The sequence below is a fragment of the Allostigmatella hybrida genome (assembly GCF_020103775.1).
Lineage (GTDB): Bacteria > Myxococcota > Myxococcia > Myxococcales > Myxococcaceae > Hyalangium > Hyalangium aurantiaca.
The window spans coordinates 38,548-54,401 of sequence record NZ_JAHXBH010000033.1 but is presented as its reverse complement, the minus strand read 5'-3'; the positions used below and the strand labels follow the sequence as shown (position 1 = coordinate 54,401).

Sequence of the window (15,854 nt, the reverse complement as noted above, 5' to 3'; positions counted from 1 at the left end):
CGCTGCACTTCCGCAGCGGATCCAGGTGACGTGAAGAACATGAAAAAAGCCGTTCTGCTGTTGCTCCTGCCGCTCGTGGCGTGTTCGACGTCCCGAGCCGTGGAGAAGCCCCAAGGAACGGAGTCCCTCCTGCAGGTGGGGCCCCTCGTGAAGAGCGTGGTGGGCAGCAGCAGGACCCTCGAACCCGAAGGGGATTTCTTTCGCGCCGTGCTCGCGAACTCCGAGTACGACCCTTGCCTGCGCGTGGAACGAGTCAACGTGCGGGCCCCCGCGGTGCCCCAGGTCAAGGAGACGCGGAAGTACTGCGCTTTCACGCTGGGGGCGGAGGAGCTCTCGTTGACTCCTGACGCCGCTCAGGACGTGACGCTTTCCGGTCTGTCCTGGCAGGGGTTCGAGCTGCGCTTCGCGCTGAGCTACATGGCCGCCGCACCGGGCGCCAGCGAGCAGGAACTGCGATGCACGCTGGATCCCCGGCAGGCACAGAACACGATTCAGTGCACCTCGACCGCTGGCGCTAACTCCGGCGAATAGTCCGGCCCTTTCACGGCACGCAGGTGTCGGCACTGGAGGGCACCTCTTGGCTCCTCACCGTTTAGCAGTCGCGGTTCTCCTCTTGGCGATGTCCACCGCGTGCGGCACCGGGCGCATGGCCCGAGCCAGCACCAACAAGGGCGGCATCCTCATTCACCTTGCTCGCACGGGCGAAACAAGCCCCGTGGAGTTGGGCACAAAGGACTTCACCCGGGCCTTGATGAATGAAGCCCGGCAGATAACCTCCTTGGGCAACCCTGAGCAGGCCGCACGAGAGCAGTTCGCGCGTGCATCCCACAGTGGCTGGTACCAGTACACCCAGCGGGAGGGGGTCGTTCCTCTCGATAGGCAGGCCTAGGCTTCGCGGGGTTCCAAGGCCGATGCACGGGTGACGCAGGAATACCTGCGGTTTTGCGCAGCCATCGGGAAACCCGGCGACTGCCGGAAGTTGCTGATGGGCAGTCCCGTCCTGACCGGAGATGGCCGCTACGCGCTCGGCATGTCCTTCGCCATCGAAGAGATCATTCCCGAGATGATGCAGTCCTTTCAGGACATGGCCGATCCCGAGGCGATCAAGGCATCGCTTTACTGGATGATGACGATTTACGCGGCGATGTGGCTGATGCCCGAACCGGTGTTCTCCAAGGGATTGGCGGCGGCCCTCACGGCCAGCCTTATTTGTTACATCGGGGTGGACACGTTCTGGACGCTCATCCAGGGATGGAGACGGTTGGTGCAAGCCATGGAACTCGCCACTTCCTTCCCGGAGATCCGCGAGGCCGGGAGAACCTATGGCAGGGTGATGGGAAAGAACGCGGCACGGGCATTTGCCCTGCTGCTCACGGCCGCCATCGGCCAGACGGCCGCCAGCTTCCCGGCCAAGGTGCCCACGCTGCCCGGTTCGGCTCAAGCGTCCGTGGCGAGCGCGGCACGGGCAGGAATCCCGCTGACAGCGTTGTCGCAAGTGGAGGCCGTGGCCGTGACCGCCGATGCGGTCACCATCGCCTTGGCGCCCCACGCGTCCACCGCGACGGCCCAGAGCGTAGGCGGGGCGGCGTCCAAGCCAGTGGATGCAGAGGGCCCCGAGCACCACATCGCCTCCGATAAATTCAGCACGTCCACCCACAGCGGGGGGCCCTGGACGCCCAGGTATCAGGAACTCTTCGACAAGGCAGGCATGTCACTGGACGATGCGGCCAACAAGGTTCGCGTCCCGGGCCACAAGGGGCCTCATCCTCAGGAGTACCACGAAGAAATCTTCCGGCGCCTGAGAGACGCGACGCTGGAGTGCCGTAGCATTCAGCAGTGCCGTGAAATCCTGACGACTGAACTTCACCGGCTGGGACGAATGATCTCCACGCCAGGAACGCGACTCAACAAATGGGTGACCCGGAGTCCTTAACAGAGGCCGATGATGGCGAAGCGGTACTTTGATCTCTCCGATGACGTTCACATTGCCGGCCGGTGGTACCTGGGCACGCCCACCGATGCAGCAGGACAGGAGCATGGGTCTTGGCTGTTCACGCGAGGAGGGCTTGCTCAGGTCAAGGGCCCTTTGCGCGTCTCCCTCTATCGTCCTGGCAAGGCGCTCGACTTTTCGCTCGCTGATGCGGGGGCCATTCCGATTGTCCACGCCAGAGTGGCTTCACTTCTGAGGGAATTCGCCCCAGAGGATGTCCAACTTTTCCCTATCGAGGTCGAGGACCAGCCAGATCCCTTCTTCCTGGTGAACGTCACCCGGCTGGTGAAGTGCATCGACGATCGAGCGTCCGAGGAAGTGGAGTATTGGATGCCAGAAGATGGGAGACCGGAGAAGACCGGCAAGTACCGCGCCGTGGCTGGCATGCGCATTGACCCCTCGAAGGTGGGGGATGCCAAGGTCTTCCGCACCTGGGGCTGGACCATCGCCCTCATCGTCTCCGAGGAGATCAAGGAGGCCTTGGAGCGCATCGGAGCCACGGGGACGAAGTTCAAGCAGGTGTAGAAGCCTTCCGGAGGGCGCCCACCCCCAGCACCAGGAGCGCCGAGAGGGACAGGCCCGCGCCCACGCCGCACACCCCCGCCCAGCCGAAGTGCGTCCAGGCCGCCGTTCCCACGTAGGACCCACTCGCCCCGCCCGCGAAGTACGTCACCATGTAGAGCGTGTTGAGCCGGCTCCGGGCCGCCGGGCGCAGCGCATACACGCGCGTCTGGTTGGAGATGTGGTTCGACTGAGCGCCGAGATCCAACAGGATGACCCCCAGCCCGATGGCCCACAGCCACTCCCGTCCCCACCACAGCACCCCGAACGAGGCCAGCAACACCCCGATGGCCAGCGCGTTGATCTTCCGGTCTCCCCGCACGTCCGCATAGCGGCCCACCAGCGGCGCCGCGAGCGCCCCCGCCACCCCCACCAGCCCGAAGAGCCCCGCCACCTGGGCGCCGTAGTGTCCCGGCATGCTCTGAAGGTAGAGCGCCAGCGTCGCCCAGAAGGCCCCGAACGCACCGAACGTGAGCGCCCCCAGCAGCGCGTGCAGGCGCAGCACCGGCTCCTCCCGCGCGAGGCTCACCAGGGACTTCAGCAGCGCGGGATAGGAGAGCACCTCCGCCGCGGGCTGCACCGGCAACCGCCACCGCAGCACCCCCGCCAGCACCAGCATCAGCCCCGCGCCGATCCAGAACATCGCCCGCCAGCCCAGGTGCGTGCCCACCACGCCCGCCGCCGTGCGCGACAGGAGGATGCCCACGAGCAGGCCGCTCATCACCATGCCCACCACCTTCCCCTGCTCGGACGGCGCCGCCAAGTGCGCCGCAAAGGGGATCAGCAGCTGGGGAATGACGGTGGTGAGTCCCACCGCGAAGCTCGCCCCCACCATCCACGCCAGGCTCTGGGACGACGCCATGCCCACCATCGACAGCATGGACAGCAGCGTCATCGTGACGATGATGCGCCGCCGCTCCAGGCTGTCCCCCAGCGGCACGATGAGCAACATGCCCAGCGCGTAGCCCACCTGCGTCAGCGTGGGCACCCAGCCCAGCGCGCGCCCCGCGGCACCCCACTCCCGGCCGATGTCTCCCAGCAGGGGCTGGTTGTAATAGAGGTTAGCCACCGCCACCCCCGCCGCCACCGCCATCAGCCACACCTGCCCCGCGCTCAGCCCTGCCGCCTGCCCCTTGGGCTCACCCATTCCGAGCACCTGCCCTTCCGTGCGTTCTCAAGCGCCGCCACTACCATGGCACCCCGGAAACCGGGGCGTTAAGGTTCCGGGCATGTCCAAGGGTTCCATCTTCGGAGGCAAGGCCCAGGGCCTCCGCCTCGAACGCATGCAGGCCTCCCCTCGGTTCCGGGATGGAACATTCCAGAACACCGCGAACGTGGCCTCTGGCCTCAAGCGCGGCACCGCCTTCTCGACCATGGGCGAGTATTTCCTGGGCGGACAGGCCCGCACGCCCCCCGGGCTCCTTCCTTCCGAGAGCCCGCTCGCCACCTGGGCCACGCCCGCCGGGACGGGCCTCCGGGCCACTTGGCTCGGGCACTCCACGGTGCTGCTCGAAATCGACGGCACCCGCGTGCTCACGGATCCCGTCTGGGGCGAGCGCGCCTCGCCCTCCTCCTTCATGGGGCCCAAGCGCTTCCAGCCCATGCCGGTGCGGCTCTCGCAGTTGCCGCGCCTGGACGCGGTCATCATCTCGCATGACCACTATGACCACCTCGACCGCCCCACGCTGCTCGAGTTGGCGCTGACGGACGTTCCCTTCTTCACCTCGCTCGGCGTGGGCGCGCACCTGGAGTCCTGGGGCATCCCTCCCGAGCGCATCACCGAGCTGGACTGGTGGGAGTCCGCGCCCATTCCCCAGAGCGAGCTGCGCATCACCGCCGCGCCCTCCCAGCACTTCTCCGGCCGGGGCCTGGGGGACCGCAACCGCACCCTCTGGTCCTCGTTCGCCGTGCAGAGCCCGAAGCACAAGGTCTTCTTCAGTGGCGACACGGGCCTCACGCCGGAGTACGGCGAGATCCGCCAGCGGCTCGGGCCGTTCGATCTCGTGATGCTGGAGGTGGGCGCCTATCACCCGGCCTGGGGAGACATCCACCTGGGCCCGGAGAACGCCCTGAAGGCGCTGGAGCTGCTCGGCGGCGGTGCCTTCCTGCCGGTGCACTGGGGCACCTTCAACCTCGCCATTCACGCGTGGGATGAGCCGGCGGAGACGCTCGTGCGGCTCGCGGACACGCAGCGCGTTCAGCTCGTGATGCCCCGCGCCGGCGCCCCGGTCGAGCCCCGCCGGTTCGAGTGCGTGGAGCCCTGGTGGCGGCTGTCCCCCGCCCCCCAGGCGGCGCCGCCCCCGCTCGCGGAAGAGGTCCGCCGCACGGGCTGACCTGTGCCCTACCGGGCCTCCGTGTCCAGCAGCAGCGTCTCGAACAGGGGCGCGGCCACGGTGGGGTCGTCCGCGTCCGACACGAGCAGCAGGTGGAGCCCCTCGGGCGTGGGCCACGCCGCCACGCCCTCCAGCTTCACCTTCGTCTTCACGTGCTTGAGCAGCAGGGGCTCGCCCTCCGGGGACAGCACCCCCAGCGCCGAGCCCACCACCTCGCCATCCAGATAGGAGCCCTGCGAGGCCTCCGCGGCGGCCGTGAAGACGAGGCGTCCATCCGGGAGCGGCGCGGCATCCGAGAAGGAGAGCGGCACGGTGCCCACCCGGCCCAGCTTCCAGCGGCGCACGGTGAGGACACTGTCCGCGGGAGGCGGCTGCCCGGCGCCCAGTGCGCGCAGCACCGCGCCCGCGTCCAGCGCCACCACAGCGTCCTGCCCCTTGTCTCCGTTGCCCCGGTTGAGCAGCCACAGCCGGCTTCCCGCCAGCGCCGCGCCCTCCACGTTGAGCTCGCCCAGCTCCCGTGCCAGCCGCGCGTACAGGGGCGTGAAGTCCACCTCCCGCACAGGCCCGCCCAGCGCCCCGTCCGCCTCCAGCGGGACGAGGGCCCCCCGCCTTCGCTCCGGCGTGCTCCCGGAGGGCACCGCCAGCACGGCCCCGTGCGGCGCCTCCGGCACGCCCTCCAGCAGGCACAGCGCCTCCAGATCGGGCTTGAGCGCCTTGCGCTCCTTGGGTGCCGCCGGCAGCGTTCCCGGAAACAGGCGCAGGAGCCGGCCAGGGGCCTCCCCCTCGGCGGGGAACGTGGCGAGGAACAGCGAGTCATCCGCGACGACGTGAATCCACTGCCCGGCCCGCACGAGGCCGCTCGCGGCGGACACGTGGGCGGGGCCCTCCGTCTCCTCGGAGGCCTCCAGCGTCAACACCCGGCGGGGGGCGGGCAGCACGCCCTGCGTGGCCGCGGCCACCTGCCCGGGAAACGCCTGGACGCCCGCGCGCCCCGAGGCCGCGCACCCGCAGCCCAGCGCGAGCAGCACGGCGCCGAGGAGGCCTGTCCCCAGGGGCTTAGCCACCGAGCACCAGGACCGGCGCGGGCTCGGCCGGGTGGACCAGGGACTGCTTCTCCCAGGCGCGGCTGCGCCACCGCAGCCACATGACGATGCCGCGCACCCACTCATCCGCCGCGATGGCCAGCCACACCCCCGCGAGCCCCATGTTCATGCGGAAGACCAGGAAGTAACCCAGGGACAGGCTCAGGCAGACCATGGAGCCGAAGCCCGCGTAGACGGTGAACGTGGCGTCCCCCGCGGCGCGCAGGGCATTGACCAGCACGAGGTTGAAGGACCGCCCGGACTCCAGGAGGAGGCTCAGGACGATGATCTGCGAAGTCAGTTGGATGATGTCGGCGTTGGCGGTGAACAGGCCAATCAGCGGCTCGCGGACCAGGATGGCGGCCACATCCACCAGCACGGTGATGGCCAGGCTCCACTTCAGGCTCTCCAGCGCCCGGCGGTAGGCGTCGTCCGGCCGGTTGGCCCCCACCAGCCTGCCAATCACGATGGAGGTGCCCATCCCGATGGCCAGGCTGAACAGGAAGACGTACTGGGAGATCGCGAACGCGTACTGCCGGGACGACAGCGCCACGGGCCCCAGGAAGGTGACGTAGTACAGGAACACCGTCTGGCAGCAGTGGTACATCACCTGCTCGACGGCGGAGGGCACGCCCACCTTCAGAATCTTGCGGATGTACTCGCGCGAGAAGCGCACGTAGTCGCGCACGCGCATGCGGATCTCCATCACCCGGTAGAGCATCCAGATGAACACCGCGAGCGCCACGGCGCGGCTGAGCACCGTGGAGATCGCCGCGCCCTGCACCTCCATGCGCGGCAGGCCGAAGTGGCCGAACACCAGCGCATAATTGCCCAGCACGTGAAAGATGTTCATCCCCAGCGAGACGAACATCGACTCCTTGGTGAACCCATACGTGCGCAGCAGGCTGGCGAAGATGTTGATGAGGGCTTGCAGGAAGATGAACCCGCCGGTGATGCCCATGTACGTGCGCGCCTGCTCCAGCACCAGCCCGTGCAGGTTCATCTGGCCCAGGATGGCGTTGCCGCCCAGCAGCAGGCCCGCGCTCACCGCCGCGCCCAGCAGGAAGTTCAGCGTGATGGAGAGCGCGGCGATCCGCGAGGCCTCCTCCGTCCTCCGCGCTCCGATGTACTGGGCCACGACGATGGAGGCGCCGTTGCTCACCACCTCCATGATGAGGATGCAGATGAAGAGGAACTGATTGACGACGCCCACCGCCGCCACGGCGTCGTCGGACACACCGCTGAGCATCAGCGTGTCCGCCGTGCCCATCAGCATGAAGAGGAGGAACTCCAAGAAGATAGGCCAGGTCAACCGGAACAACCCCAGCTGCGGCTGTCCTGTGAGTCCACCCGCGTGTCCATCCAACATGGCCCGCTGTCCTCTCACGCTCCCGGGGCGCTGTCGAGCCTCCCCCAAGGGGCGCTCCGTCCGTGAGTTCGTATGTACTCATTAGATTCAGGGCGGCTGGGACAGCATCCGCTCCAGCCAGGACAGCGCGCCGCGCAGGTGGGAGGAGCTGCCCGTCACGGGCGTCTTCCGGGCCTCTTCCAGCAGCCGCCACGAGGACGCCCAGGCCTGCCGCGCCAGCCCGCTGCCGCCCGGGCTGCGGGCCACGGACAGATCCGCGGCGGCCCGCAGGAGCACGATGAGCTTGCGCAGCCCGGGGTCCTGCTGGAACTCGGGCGCGGCCTCCAGCGCCGCGAAGCTCTCGCGCGCCACCTCGGCGTCGCCCAGCATCGCGTCCACCGCCGCCCGGTGCGCGGCGAACCGCAGGGCCCAGCCTTGAGCCACCCCATCGAGCAGGGACACCGCGTCCGCGAGCCGGTGGCGCGCTTCCTCCAATGCGCCCAGCGCCAGCTCCGCGCGCCCCAGCTCGCCCAGGGCCATGCCCTCCAGGCCGCGCCCCCGGAGCTGCTGGGCCATCCGCGCCGCCGCCGTCAGGTGGCCGCGCGCCTCCGAGGCCCGCTCCCCATCCAGGAGAATCCCCCCCAGGTGCACACGCGCGAGGATGTGGCCCACCTGATCCCCGACGCTGGCGGCGCGGTGCATGGCCTCGCTCACCCGGTCCACCGCCTCCGGGGTGCGCCCCAGCTCCCCGAGCGCCACCGCGCTGTAGATGGTGAAGGCCACGCCTTGCGTCACATCACCCAGGGCCTCGAACAGTGCCTGCGCCGCCCACAGGTAGGGCAGGCCCGCCTCCGCGCCCACGCGGACCTGCTCGACGAGCCCCAGGTGTCCCATCGCATAGGCATCCAGCCACCGGTCCCCTTCCGAGGACAGGCCCTGGGCCTGCTGGATGAAGGTCCATGCGGAGGCCACGTCGCCCTGGTGGCGGGCCACGATGGACAGGTCCACCCGCGCGCGCTTCTCCGCCGCGCCCCCGCCCACCCCCTGGAGCGCCGCGCAGGCCTGCTCCAGGTCCTTCCGGGCCGCCTCCGGCTGTCCGGCCTCCAGCAGCACCCGGCCCCGCACCGCCCAGGCCGAGGCCACGCACGCGGGGGCCACCTGGAGCGCGCCGGCCAGCGTGATGACCCGCTCCAGCCGCGTGAGCAACGGACGGGCGGGCCCCCGGACCAGGACCTCGGGCTCCAGCGCTTCCAGGATCTCCAGCGCCTGGGTCAGCCTCCGGGGCTCCGCGGACGCCCCGTCCAGACAGCCATCACAGACGGCCAGCAGGTTCTCGCGCTCCAGCGAGAGCTGGCGCAGCACCTCCGCCCCCGCGCGGGCCTGGCCCCGGGCTGCGGCGTCCCGCGCCAGCGCCAGGTACCAGTCCGCGTGGCGCGAGGCCACCGCCGCCTCGCCCTTCAGCTCCAGCAGCCGCTCGGCCGCGTACTGCCGGATGCTCTCGTACAGGCCCAGGCGCTCCGGCTCACCGGAGCCGTTGCCTTCCACGACGCGCAGGAGCGACTTGGAGCGCAAGGCATGGAGCACCTCCTCCACGCCCGGCGAGCCCGGCGGCAGCACGAGCACGGCGGCCGCCGCGGCGGGCGTGAAGCCCCCCCGGAACACCGAGCACTGCGACAGCGCGGACTTCTCCCCGGGGGACAGCAGGTGCCAGGACCAGTCGATGGCGCCCCGGAGCGTGGCCTGCCGGGCCGACACGTCGCGCCGCCCGCCGCGCAGGAGCTCGAAGCGGCGCGGGAGCCGGTCCCGGAGCTGGCCCACGCCCATGACGCCCGTGCGCGCCGCGGCCAGCTCGATGGCCAGGGCGTTGCCGTCGAGCTGCCGGACGATGTCCACCACGCGCGGGGCCTCCTCCGCCGTCAGCTCGAAGCCGCCCCGGGACTCCCGCGCCCGCTGGACGAACAGCCGCACCGCCTCGGAGCGGGCAATCACCTCCAGCCGCTGCTCCCCATGCTCCGGCAAGGGCAGAGGCTCCAGGTCCAGCACGCGCTCGCCGGGCACGCCCAGCGCCTCGCGCGAGGTGACGAGGAACCGCGCGCGCGGGGCCAGCGCGAGCCAGCGCTCCAGCAGCCCCGCGGCGTGCGCGGTGGCCTGCTCCAGGTTGTCGAGGATGAGCAGCAGCTCGCCACAGTCATCCAGCGCGTGCCCCAGTTGCTCCGCGAGCCCCTCCGCCTCCGCCTCGCGCGGGAGGGACGCCCCGATGGCCTGGCCCACGGCGAGGCAGAGCGCCTCCACGGTCCGCGCCTCCGCCAGCTCACACAACCACACCCCGCCCATCCAGGCGCAGGACTCCAGCTCCAGCCCCGCCAGGTGGGTGGCCAGCCGCGTCTTGCCCATTCCCCCCGGGCCCAGCAGGGTGACGAGCCGGGCGCCCGCGCCCAGCTCCTGCCGCAGCCGCGCCAGCTCCGCGCTCCGGCCGATGAGCTCGCTCTGGGAGACGGGCGCGTTGCCCTGACGGATGCGCGGCGCCCGGGGCGCGCCGAACCGCCGCTCGCTCAGCGAGGCGGGCAACACCTCCACCAGCGCCACCGCATCCTCGATGCCCCGTAGCCGGAAGGAGCCGAGCGGCCGGATGGCCGGCTGCCCCAGCGCCCCGGCCTCGGGGGCCACCTGGGCCCACGCCTGCCCACTGACCAGCACCTGGCCACCGTGGCCCGCCGCCGCCACGCGCGCCGCGGTGTTCACCATGCGCCCGAAGTAGTCCGCCCGGCCGGTCCGCGCGTTGACGCGGCACTCGGGCTCGCCCACGTGGACCCCCATGAGCACCCGGGGCCCCCGGTACACCCAGCCCCGCAGGCCCACTTCCTCGGCCGCCTCGGGCTGCACAAGGAGTTCCTCCGGCCAGGGGGCCTCCAAGAGCGCCTGCTGCGCCTCCAGGCACCAGCGCACCGCGTCCACCGGCGAGGGGAAGCAGAGCATGAAGGCGCCGCCCTGCACCTTCACCTCGTAGCCCGGGCTGGACTCCAGCAGCGCGCGCAGCACCCGGTCGTGAATCTCCAGCGCCTCGCGCATGCCCGTGGCGCACCGCTCCCAGAGCCGGGTGGCGCCGTGAATCTCGGTGAAGACGAGCGCCACCACCCCCGAGGGAGGTGCATGCCTTCCCGGGGACTCGGCCGTGCCCTTCCCGGCCGCTCGCGCGGCGCCCGGCACGGTCATGTCCTCACCTAGGAAGACCTCACCCATGGCCACCTCCCCCCAACCCTGCTGAGACTGCGCCAGACATAGTGGCGGGACCGCATCCGGGCACCTACCCTCTGGCGCAGGGCGTCGGATAAGGGCCTCCGCCACGGCATCCCTGTCGGCTACTGGTACGCTCCTTCGCCCAGGAGACGACATGAACCGGGCCAGCGATTTCGAGCACCAGGGCTTTCTCGTTCTTCCCCGGTTCGTGACGGCCGACGCCTGTGACGCGCTGAAACAGCGGGCTGAAACACTCGTGGACGGCTTTCAGCCCGAGACGCGGTCCATCTTCAGCACCGACGAACAGAGGCGCACGTCGGATGCGTACTTCCTCGCCTCGGGGGACCAGATCCGCTTCTTCTTCGAGGAGGACGCCTTCCTGCCCGACGGCTCCCTGCGTCAGGCGCAGGCGCAGTCCATCAACAAGATCGGCCACGCGCTGCACGACCTGGATCCCCTGTTTGACCGGTTCTCGCGCACGCCCGCGCTGGCAGGGCTGGCAGCGGAGCTAGGGCTCCAGCAGCCGCTCCTCCTCCAGTCCATGTACATCTTCAAGCAGCCCCACATCGGCGGGGAAGTCACCAGCCACCAGGACGCGACGTTCCTCTACACCGAGCCCTCCACGTGCCTGGGCTTCTGGTTCGCCCTGGAGGATGCCACGCTGGAGAACGGCTGCCTGTGGGCTCAGCCCGGAGGGCACCGCCAGGGGCTGAAGCGGCGCTTCGTGCGCGCCCCCGAGGGCGGCACGGTGTTCCAGACGCTGGATGCCACCCCACTGTCCGAGGAGGGCATGGTGCCCCTGGAGGTGGAGAAGGGCACCCTGGTGGTGCTGCACGGCCTGTTGCCGCACCGCAGCGGCGCCAACACCTCCTCGCGCAGCCGACACGCCTACTCGCTCCACCTCATCGATGGCACGGCCACCTACCCCGAGGACAACTGGCTGCGCCGCTCGCCTGCCCTGCCACCACGCGGCTTTTGAGCCGTCCGCTCCTGGGCAGGCAGGGAACTCCCGTGCTACTCCCCGCGCTGCCCATGGTTCCGAAGCCCGCCACGCATCCCATCAAGCTCGCCGTCGCGTATTGCACCTGTTTCCTGCTGTGGGGTTCCACCTGGGCCGTGGTGAAGGCGGGGCTGGATGACCTGCCGCCGCTGCGCTTCGCGGGCATCCGCATGCTGGTGGCGGGGCTCATCCTGCTGCCCTTCGCCCGCGCCCAGGGCATGAAGCTGGGGAGGCGCACCACGGGCCACATCATGGGCCTGGGCTGTCTTCAGCTCTCCATTCCCTTCGCCCTGCTCTTCGTCGGCCAGCAGTGGGTGCCCACGAGCTGGGCCTCGCTGCTCTTCTCCACCTTCCCGGTGTGGCTGCTGCTGGTGGGGCGCGTGCTGATGCCGGATCAACCGCTGACGGCGCCCAAGCTGTTCGCCGCCGGGCTGGGGGTGGTGGGCGTGGTGGCCCTGCAGTACTCGCAGCTCGGGCAGATGGAGGTGTCCCACCTCGTGTGGCTCGGGGGAGGGCTCATCCTGGTCTCCACGGGGTTCATGGCCGTGGCCAACGTGCTGGTGAAGCGGCACATGGCGCACGTGCCGCCCCTGGTGCTCGTGTTCATCCAGACGCTGAGCAGCGCGGTGCCCCTGCTGGGCGCCTCCTTCCTCCTGGAGGGGGGACAGACGGCGAACTGGACGCCGCGCGCGGTGATGGCCGTGCTGTACCTGGCGCTGGGCGGCACGGTGATGACGTATGGCTGTTATTACTGGCTGCTGCAGCGCGTGTCGCTCGCTGCGGTGGGCGTCATGTCGCTGCTGGACACGCTGGTGGCCGTGGCGCTGGGCGTGGTGATGCTGCACGAGCCCCTCACGCCCTCGCTGATCCTCGGCGGCACGCTCATCCTCTCCAGCGCGGCGATGGCCCAGTTCGCCCCGGAGCGCTCGCGGCAGACCGCGCCGGCCTGAGCCCCGCCGCCCGATGGCGGCTGACGGACAGCCCGGGCACGCGTGCCTTGACAGGCCTTGCCCCCATCTCAAAGCTGGGTGGGTGACCATCCAGGACGAACCGCTGCTGCAACTGGGCCGGGCGCTGCGCGACTCGGGCTACCACTTCATCACCGTGACCCCCGAGGCCCACCGCCGCGTCAATGAGCGGCCCGCCTCCCAGGCAGCCCGCACCGTGAGGGACGTGTTCGGCTGGAGCCGCCCCTTCCAGCCGGAGGTGCTGCCCAAGCCCCTGCTGGAGCTGCTGGAGCGCGCGGAGATGGTGGAGCACCTGACGAACGGCTGGCTGCGCAGCCTGGTGCGCTTCTCCAGCCTTGGCGGGGGGCTCTACCTGCACGATGCCTACCCCACCCTGTCGGAAGACTCCGTCTTCTTCGGGCCCGACACGTACCGCTTCGCCTCGCTGCTCTCGCGCGTGCCCGGGCACTTCCGGCGCGCGGTGGACCTGGGCTGCGGCTCCGGGGCCGGAGGCCTGTCCCTGGCGGGCCGGGTGGACACGATTGTCCTGTCAGACGTGAGCACGCGCGCCCTGCGCTTCTCGCGCATCAACGCCGCGCTCAACGGGGTGTCCGGCGTGGAGTGCACGCGGAGCGATGGGCTGCGCGCGATTCCGGGAGACGTGGACCTGGTGATGGCCAACCCCCCGTACCTCGTGGACGAGGGCTCGCGCACGTACCGCCACGGCGGGGGCAGCTATGGCATCGAGCTGTCCGTGCGCTTCACGCGCGAGGCGATGGAGCGCCTGGCGCCCGGCGGCACATTCGTCCTCTACAGCGGCACCCCCGTGGTGGACGGCGAGGATCAGCTCAAGGCCGCCCTGCTGCCCTTCCTGCAACGGCCCGGCGTGCAAGCCCATTACGAGGAGTTGGATCCCGACGTCTTCAGCGAGGAGCTGGAGAAGCGCCCCTACGCCAACGTGGAGCGCATCGCGGTGGTGGCGCTCGTGGCGACCCGTTCCGCGTGAAGCGCCGCTGAACCGTTGCTAGGCTTCCGGCACTGGCCCTCCCCACTGGCGCCGAGGTTCGCGTGAACACTCCGGATGTTCCCTATGAGCTGTGGTCTCCGGAGGTCACCGCGAATCCCTTCCCGCTGTATGCCCGGATGCGGCGGGAGACGCCCGTGGCCCGCTCGCGCCACCCCTCCATGGAGGGGCCCATCTGGGTGGTGTGCCGGTATCAGGCCGCGGTGGACTTCCTGAAGGATCCCCGCTTCGCCAAGAGCAAGCAGAAGCTCCCCAAGGAGTCCCAGCGGCGGTACTTCCGGGTGAGCTCGCTCAAGCACCTGGACCAGCACATGCTCAGCGCGGATCCGCCCATGCACACCCGGCTGCGCTCGCTGGTGGCGCAGGCCTTCACCCTGCGCCGGGTAGAGGCCCTGCGCCCGCGCATCACCGCCATCGCCAGCCAGTTGCTGGACCAGCTCCAGCCGCAGGAGCAGGTGGACCTGCTGGATGCCTTTGCCTTTCCCCTGCCCATCACCGTCATCGCGGAGCTGCTGGGGGTGCCCGTGGAGGACCAGGACCGGTTCCGCGAGTGGACCACCACCTTCCTCACCCCGCCGAAGGACGGTGACCTGGCGCCCCTGCGCCGCATGGCCCAGGAGTTCCAGGCCTACCTCCAGGACTTCCTCGCCCGGCGCCGGGCCGACCCGCAGGATGACCTGGCCAGCGCGATGCTCGCCGCCGAGGAGCAGGGCGACCGGCTCACCCCCGAGGAGCTGATGAGCATGGTGTTCCTGATCCTGGTGGCCGGCCACGAGACGACGGTGAACCTCATTGGCAATGGCGTCTGGGCCCTGCTCCAGCACCCCGGGCAGCTCGAGCGGCTGCGCACCGAGCCCGCGCTGCTCGACTCCGCCGTGGAGGAGATGCTGCGCTACTGCGGCCCGGTGCGGCACTCCACCAGCCGCTTCACCACCGAGGACACCGAGTTCCATGGGCAGCACATCCCCGCCGGGGAGATGCTCGTGGCGGGGCTGCTGTCCGCCAACCGCGACGGCGACGTGTTCCCCGAGCCGGAGCGCTTCGACATCGGCCGCCAGCCCAACCGGCACATCGCCTTCGGCTCGGGCATCCACTTCTGCCTGGGGGCCCCGCTGGCGCTGCTGGAGGCCCGGGTGTCCTTCCGCCTGCTACTGGAGCGGCTGCCCCGGCTGCGCTTCGCGGTGGACCCCGCCACGCTGCGGTGGCGCGACAGCCTGCTCATCCACGGTCTGGAGCGGCTGCCCGTGACTTTTTGATGAGGCGCCGGCAGCGCCAGTGCAGGTAGTTGACGATGACCCAGAAGTGCTTGAAGGCAGGGTTGCGCGTCTGCCGGTGGTGGTAGCGGTAGTAGATCTGCTGGACGATGACCGCGAGCCGGAACAGGCCGTACACCTCGTAGAACGTCCAGTTGACGGGCTTCAGCCCCGTGCGCTCCAGGTAGTAGGCCACCACCTCCTCGCGCCGGAGCATGCCGGGCAGGTGCGTGGGCTGGCGGCGCGTGGTGCGCAGCACCAGGTCGTCATCCGCGTGGACCCAGTAGGCCAGCGCGCTGCCCAGGTCCATCAGCGGGTCGCCCAGCGTCGCCATCTCCCAGTCCAGCACGCCGATGACTTCCGTGGGGCGCTGGGGGTCGAGCACCACGTTGTCGAAGCGCCAGTCATTGTGGATGACGCAGGTGGCGATGTCCTCCGGGGTGTGCTCCTCCAGCCAGCGGCGCACGGCCCGGAAGCGCGGCACGTTCCAGGTGTGGGCTTTCTCGAAGCGGTCCGACCAGCCTTCGATCTGGCGCCGGGGGTAGCCCTTGCCCTTGCCCAGCGAGGAGAGCCCCACCGCCTGCGGGTCCACCCGGTGCAGCTCGATGAGCTTGTCGATGACGTTGAGGCACAGCTGGCGCGTCTGCGCTTTGTCGAGCTGGAGCCCCTGTGGCATGCGCGAGCGCGGGATGAGGCCCGCGATGCGCTCCATCACGTAGAACTCGGCGCCGAGGACGGCCGGGTCCTGGCACAGCGCCACCATGGTGGGCACGGCCGGATAGGCGGACTTGAGCGCCTGCTGCACCGAGAACTCGCGCCCCATGTCGTGCGCGGACTTGGCCTTGGTGCCCGCCGGCGGCCGGCGCAGGATGAGGTCTCTGTTCGCGTACTGGAGCCGGTAGGTCCAGTTCGAGGCCCCCCCGGAGTACTGGGTGACCTGGGGCGTGCCTTCGAGCGACGGCACCTGGGCCTTGAGCCAGGCGTCGACGGCGGGCAGGTCCAGCTCCTCTCCGGGACGGACGGCCCGGGCCTCGTCAGTGGGCGGCGTGGATGACATGGGCGTGGCGTGCGCCCGGGTG

General features: G+C 70.2%; 12 protein-coding genes and 1 pseudogene. 8 read left to right on the top strand and 5 right to left on the bottom strand.

All coding sequences use genetic code 11. From position 1 onward, the window contains the following. The first annotated feature begins 39 nt into the window (after positions 1-39). The 3 genes and pseudogenes from KY661_RS32285 to KY661_RS37830 all read left to right on the top strand — a co-directional run bounded on the left by KY661_RS32285 (position 40) and on the right by KY661_RS37830 (position 2,515). Positions 40-531: a hypothetical protein gene (locus KY661_RS32285; protein ID WP_225413864.1), complete on the top strand. Its 492-nt coding sequence runs from the start codon at positions 40-42 to the stop codon at positions 529-531. A gap of 46 nt (positions 532-577) precedes the next feature. Then, positions 578-1,933: pseudogene (locus tag KY661_RS37640) on the top strand (AHH domain-containing protein). Between the two features lie 9 nt (positions 1,934-1,942). Beyond that, on the top strand, positions 1,943-2,515 hold the full coding sequence (locus KY661_RS37830) for an imm11 family protein (RefSeq protein ID WP_398577278.1): 573 nt from the start codon (positions 1,943-1,945) through the stop codon (positions 2,513-2,515). Here the strand turns inward: KY661_RS37830 and KY661_RS32270 are convergent. Then, positions 2,502-3,698 carry an MFS transporter gene (locus KY661_RS32270; RefSeq protein WP_225413861.1) on the bottom strand — a complete coding sequence of 399 codons (1,197 nt, stop codon included), beginning with the start codon at positions 3,696-3,698 and terminating at the stop codon, positions 2,502-2,504. The two genes, KY661_RS37830 and KY661_RS32270, sit on opposite strands and share 14 nt — an antisense overlap. Before the next feature lie 82 nt (positions 3,699-3,780). On the opposite strand from KY661_RS32270, the gene KY661_RS32265 reads away from it, so the two are divergent. Next, the gene (locus KY661_RS32265) at positions 3,781-4,884 is read left to right on the top strand and encodes an MBL fold metallo-hydrolase (protein WP_225413860.1); all 1,104 of its coding nucleotides are present in this window, start codon (positions 3,781-3,783) and stop codon (positions 4,882-4,884) included. An 8-nt stretch (positions 4,885-4,892) separates the two neighbouring features. On the opposite strand, the gene KY661_RS32260 is transcribed toward KY661_RS32265, so the two are convergent. The 3 genes from KY661_RS32260 to KY661_RS32250 form a co-directional block, all read right to left on the bottom strand. Next, a complete protein-coding gene (locus tag KY661_RS32260) occupies positions 4,893-5,948 on the bottom strand; it encodes a DUF6929 family protein (protein ID WP_317987319.1) in 1,056 nt (351 codons plus the stop codon). Then, the gene (locus KY661_RS32255) at positions 5,941-7,335 is read right to left on the bottom strand and encodes an MATE family efflux transporter (RefSeq protein WP_225413859.1); all 1,395 of its coding nucleotides are present in this window, start codon (positions 7,333-7,335) and stop codon (positions 5,941-5,943) included. Before KY661_RS32255 ends, KY661_RS32260 begins: the two co-directional genes overlap by 8 nt. 87 nt (positions 7,336-7,422) lie before the next feature. Further along, positions 7,423-10,554, bottom strand: coding sequence for an ATP-binding protein (locus tag KY661_RS32250; RefSeq protein WP_225413858.1), 3,132 nt, complete (start codon positions 10,552-10,554; stop codon positions 7,423-7,425). Positions 10,555-10,705: 151 nt separating this feature from the next. On the opposite strand from KY661_RS32250, the gene KY661_RS32245 reads away from it, so the two are divergent. The 4 genes from KY661_RS32245 (at position 10,706) to KY661_RS32230 (ending at position 14,778) form a co-directional block, all read left to right on the top strand. Continuing rightward, complete coding sequence (locus KY661_RS32245; protein WP_225413857.1) at positions 10,706-11,530, top strand: phytanoyl-CoA dioxygenase family protein; 825 nt, start codon at positions 10,706-10,708, stop codon at positions 11,528-11,530. Between the two features lie 32 nt (positions 11,531-11,562). Beyond that, positions 11,563-12,501, top strand: coding sequence for a DMT family transporter (locus KY661_RS32240; RefSeq protein WP_225413856.1), 939 nt, complete (start codon positions 11,563-11,565; stop codon positions 12,499-12,501). A gap of 82 nt (positions 12,502-12,583) precedes the next feature. Beyond that, complete coding sequence (locus KY661_RS32235) at positions 12,584-13,504, top strand: methyltransferase (RefSeq protein WP_225413855.1); 921 nt, start codon at positions 12,584-12,586, stop codon at positions 13,502-13,504. Between the two features lie 62 nt (positions 13,505-13,566). Continuing rightward, positions 13,567-14,778: a cytochrome P450 family protein gene (locus KY661_RS32230; protein WP_225413854.1), complete on the top strand. Its 1,212-nt coding sequence runs from the start codon at positions 13,567-13,569 to the stop codon at positions 14,776-14,778. Here the strand turns inward: KY661_RS32230 and KY661_RS32225 are convergent. Next, positions 14,741-15,832 (bottom strand): phosphotransferase family protein, encoded by a 1,092-nt coding sequence (locus KY661_RS32225; RefSeq protein ID WP_225413853.1) that lies wholly within the window; start codon positions 15,830-15,832, stop codon positions 14,741-14,743. The genes KY661_RS32230 and KY661_RS32225 overlap by 38 nt on opposite strands. Between the last annotated feature and the right edge of the window lie 22 nt (positions 15,833-15,854).

Coding starts and splice junctions, on each gene's coding strand:
- KY661_RS32285 (WP_225413864.1), top strand. CDS start 40: ATGAAAAAAGCCGTTCTGCTGTTGCTCCTGCCGCTCGTGGCGTGTTCG.
- KY661_RS37830 (WP_398577278.1), top strand. CDS start 1,943: ATGATGGCGAAGCGGTACTTTGATCTCTCCGATGACGTTCACATTGCC.
- KY661_RS32270 (WP_225413861.1), bottom strand. CDS start 3,698: ATGGGTGAGCCCAAGGGGCAGGCGGCAGGGCTGAGCGCGGGGCAGGTG.
- KY661_RS32265 (WP_225413860.1), top strand. CDS start 3,781: ATGTCCAAGGGTTCCATCTTCGGAGGCAAGGCCCAGGGCCTCCGCCTC.
- KY661_RS32255 (WP_225413859.1), bottom strand. CDS start 7,335: ATGTTGGATGGACACGCGGGTGGACTCACAGGACAGCCGCAGCTGGGG.
- KY661_RS32250 (WP_225413858.1), bottom strand. CDS start 10,554: ATGGGTGAGGTCTTCCTAGGTGAGGACATGACCGTGCCGGGCGCCGCG.
- KY661_RS32245 (WP_225413857.1), top strand. CDS start 10,706: ATGAACCGGGCCAGCGATTTCGAGCACCAGGGCTTTCTCGTTCTTCCC.
- KY661_RS32225 (WP_225413853.1), bottom strand. CDS start 15,832: ATGTCATCCACGCCGCCCACTGACGAGGCCCGGGCCGTCCGTCCCGGA.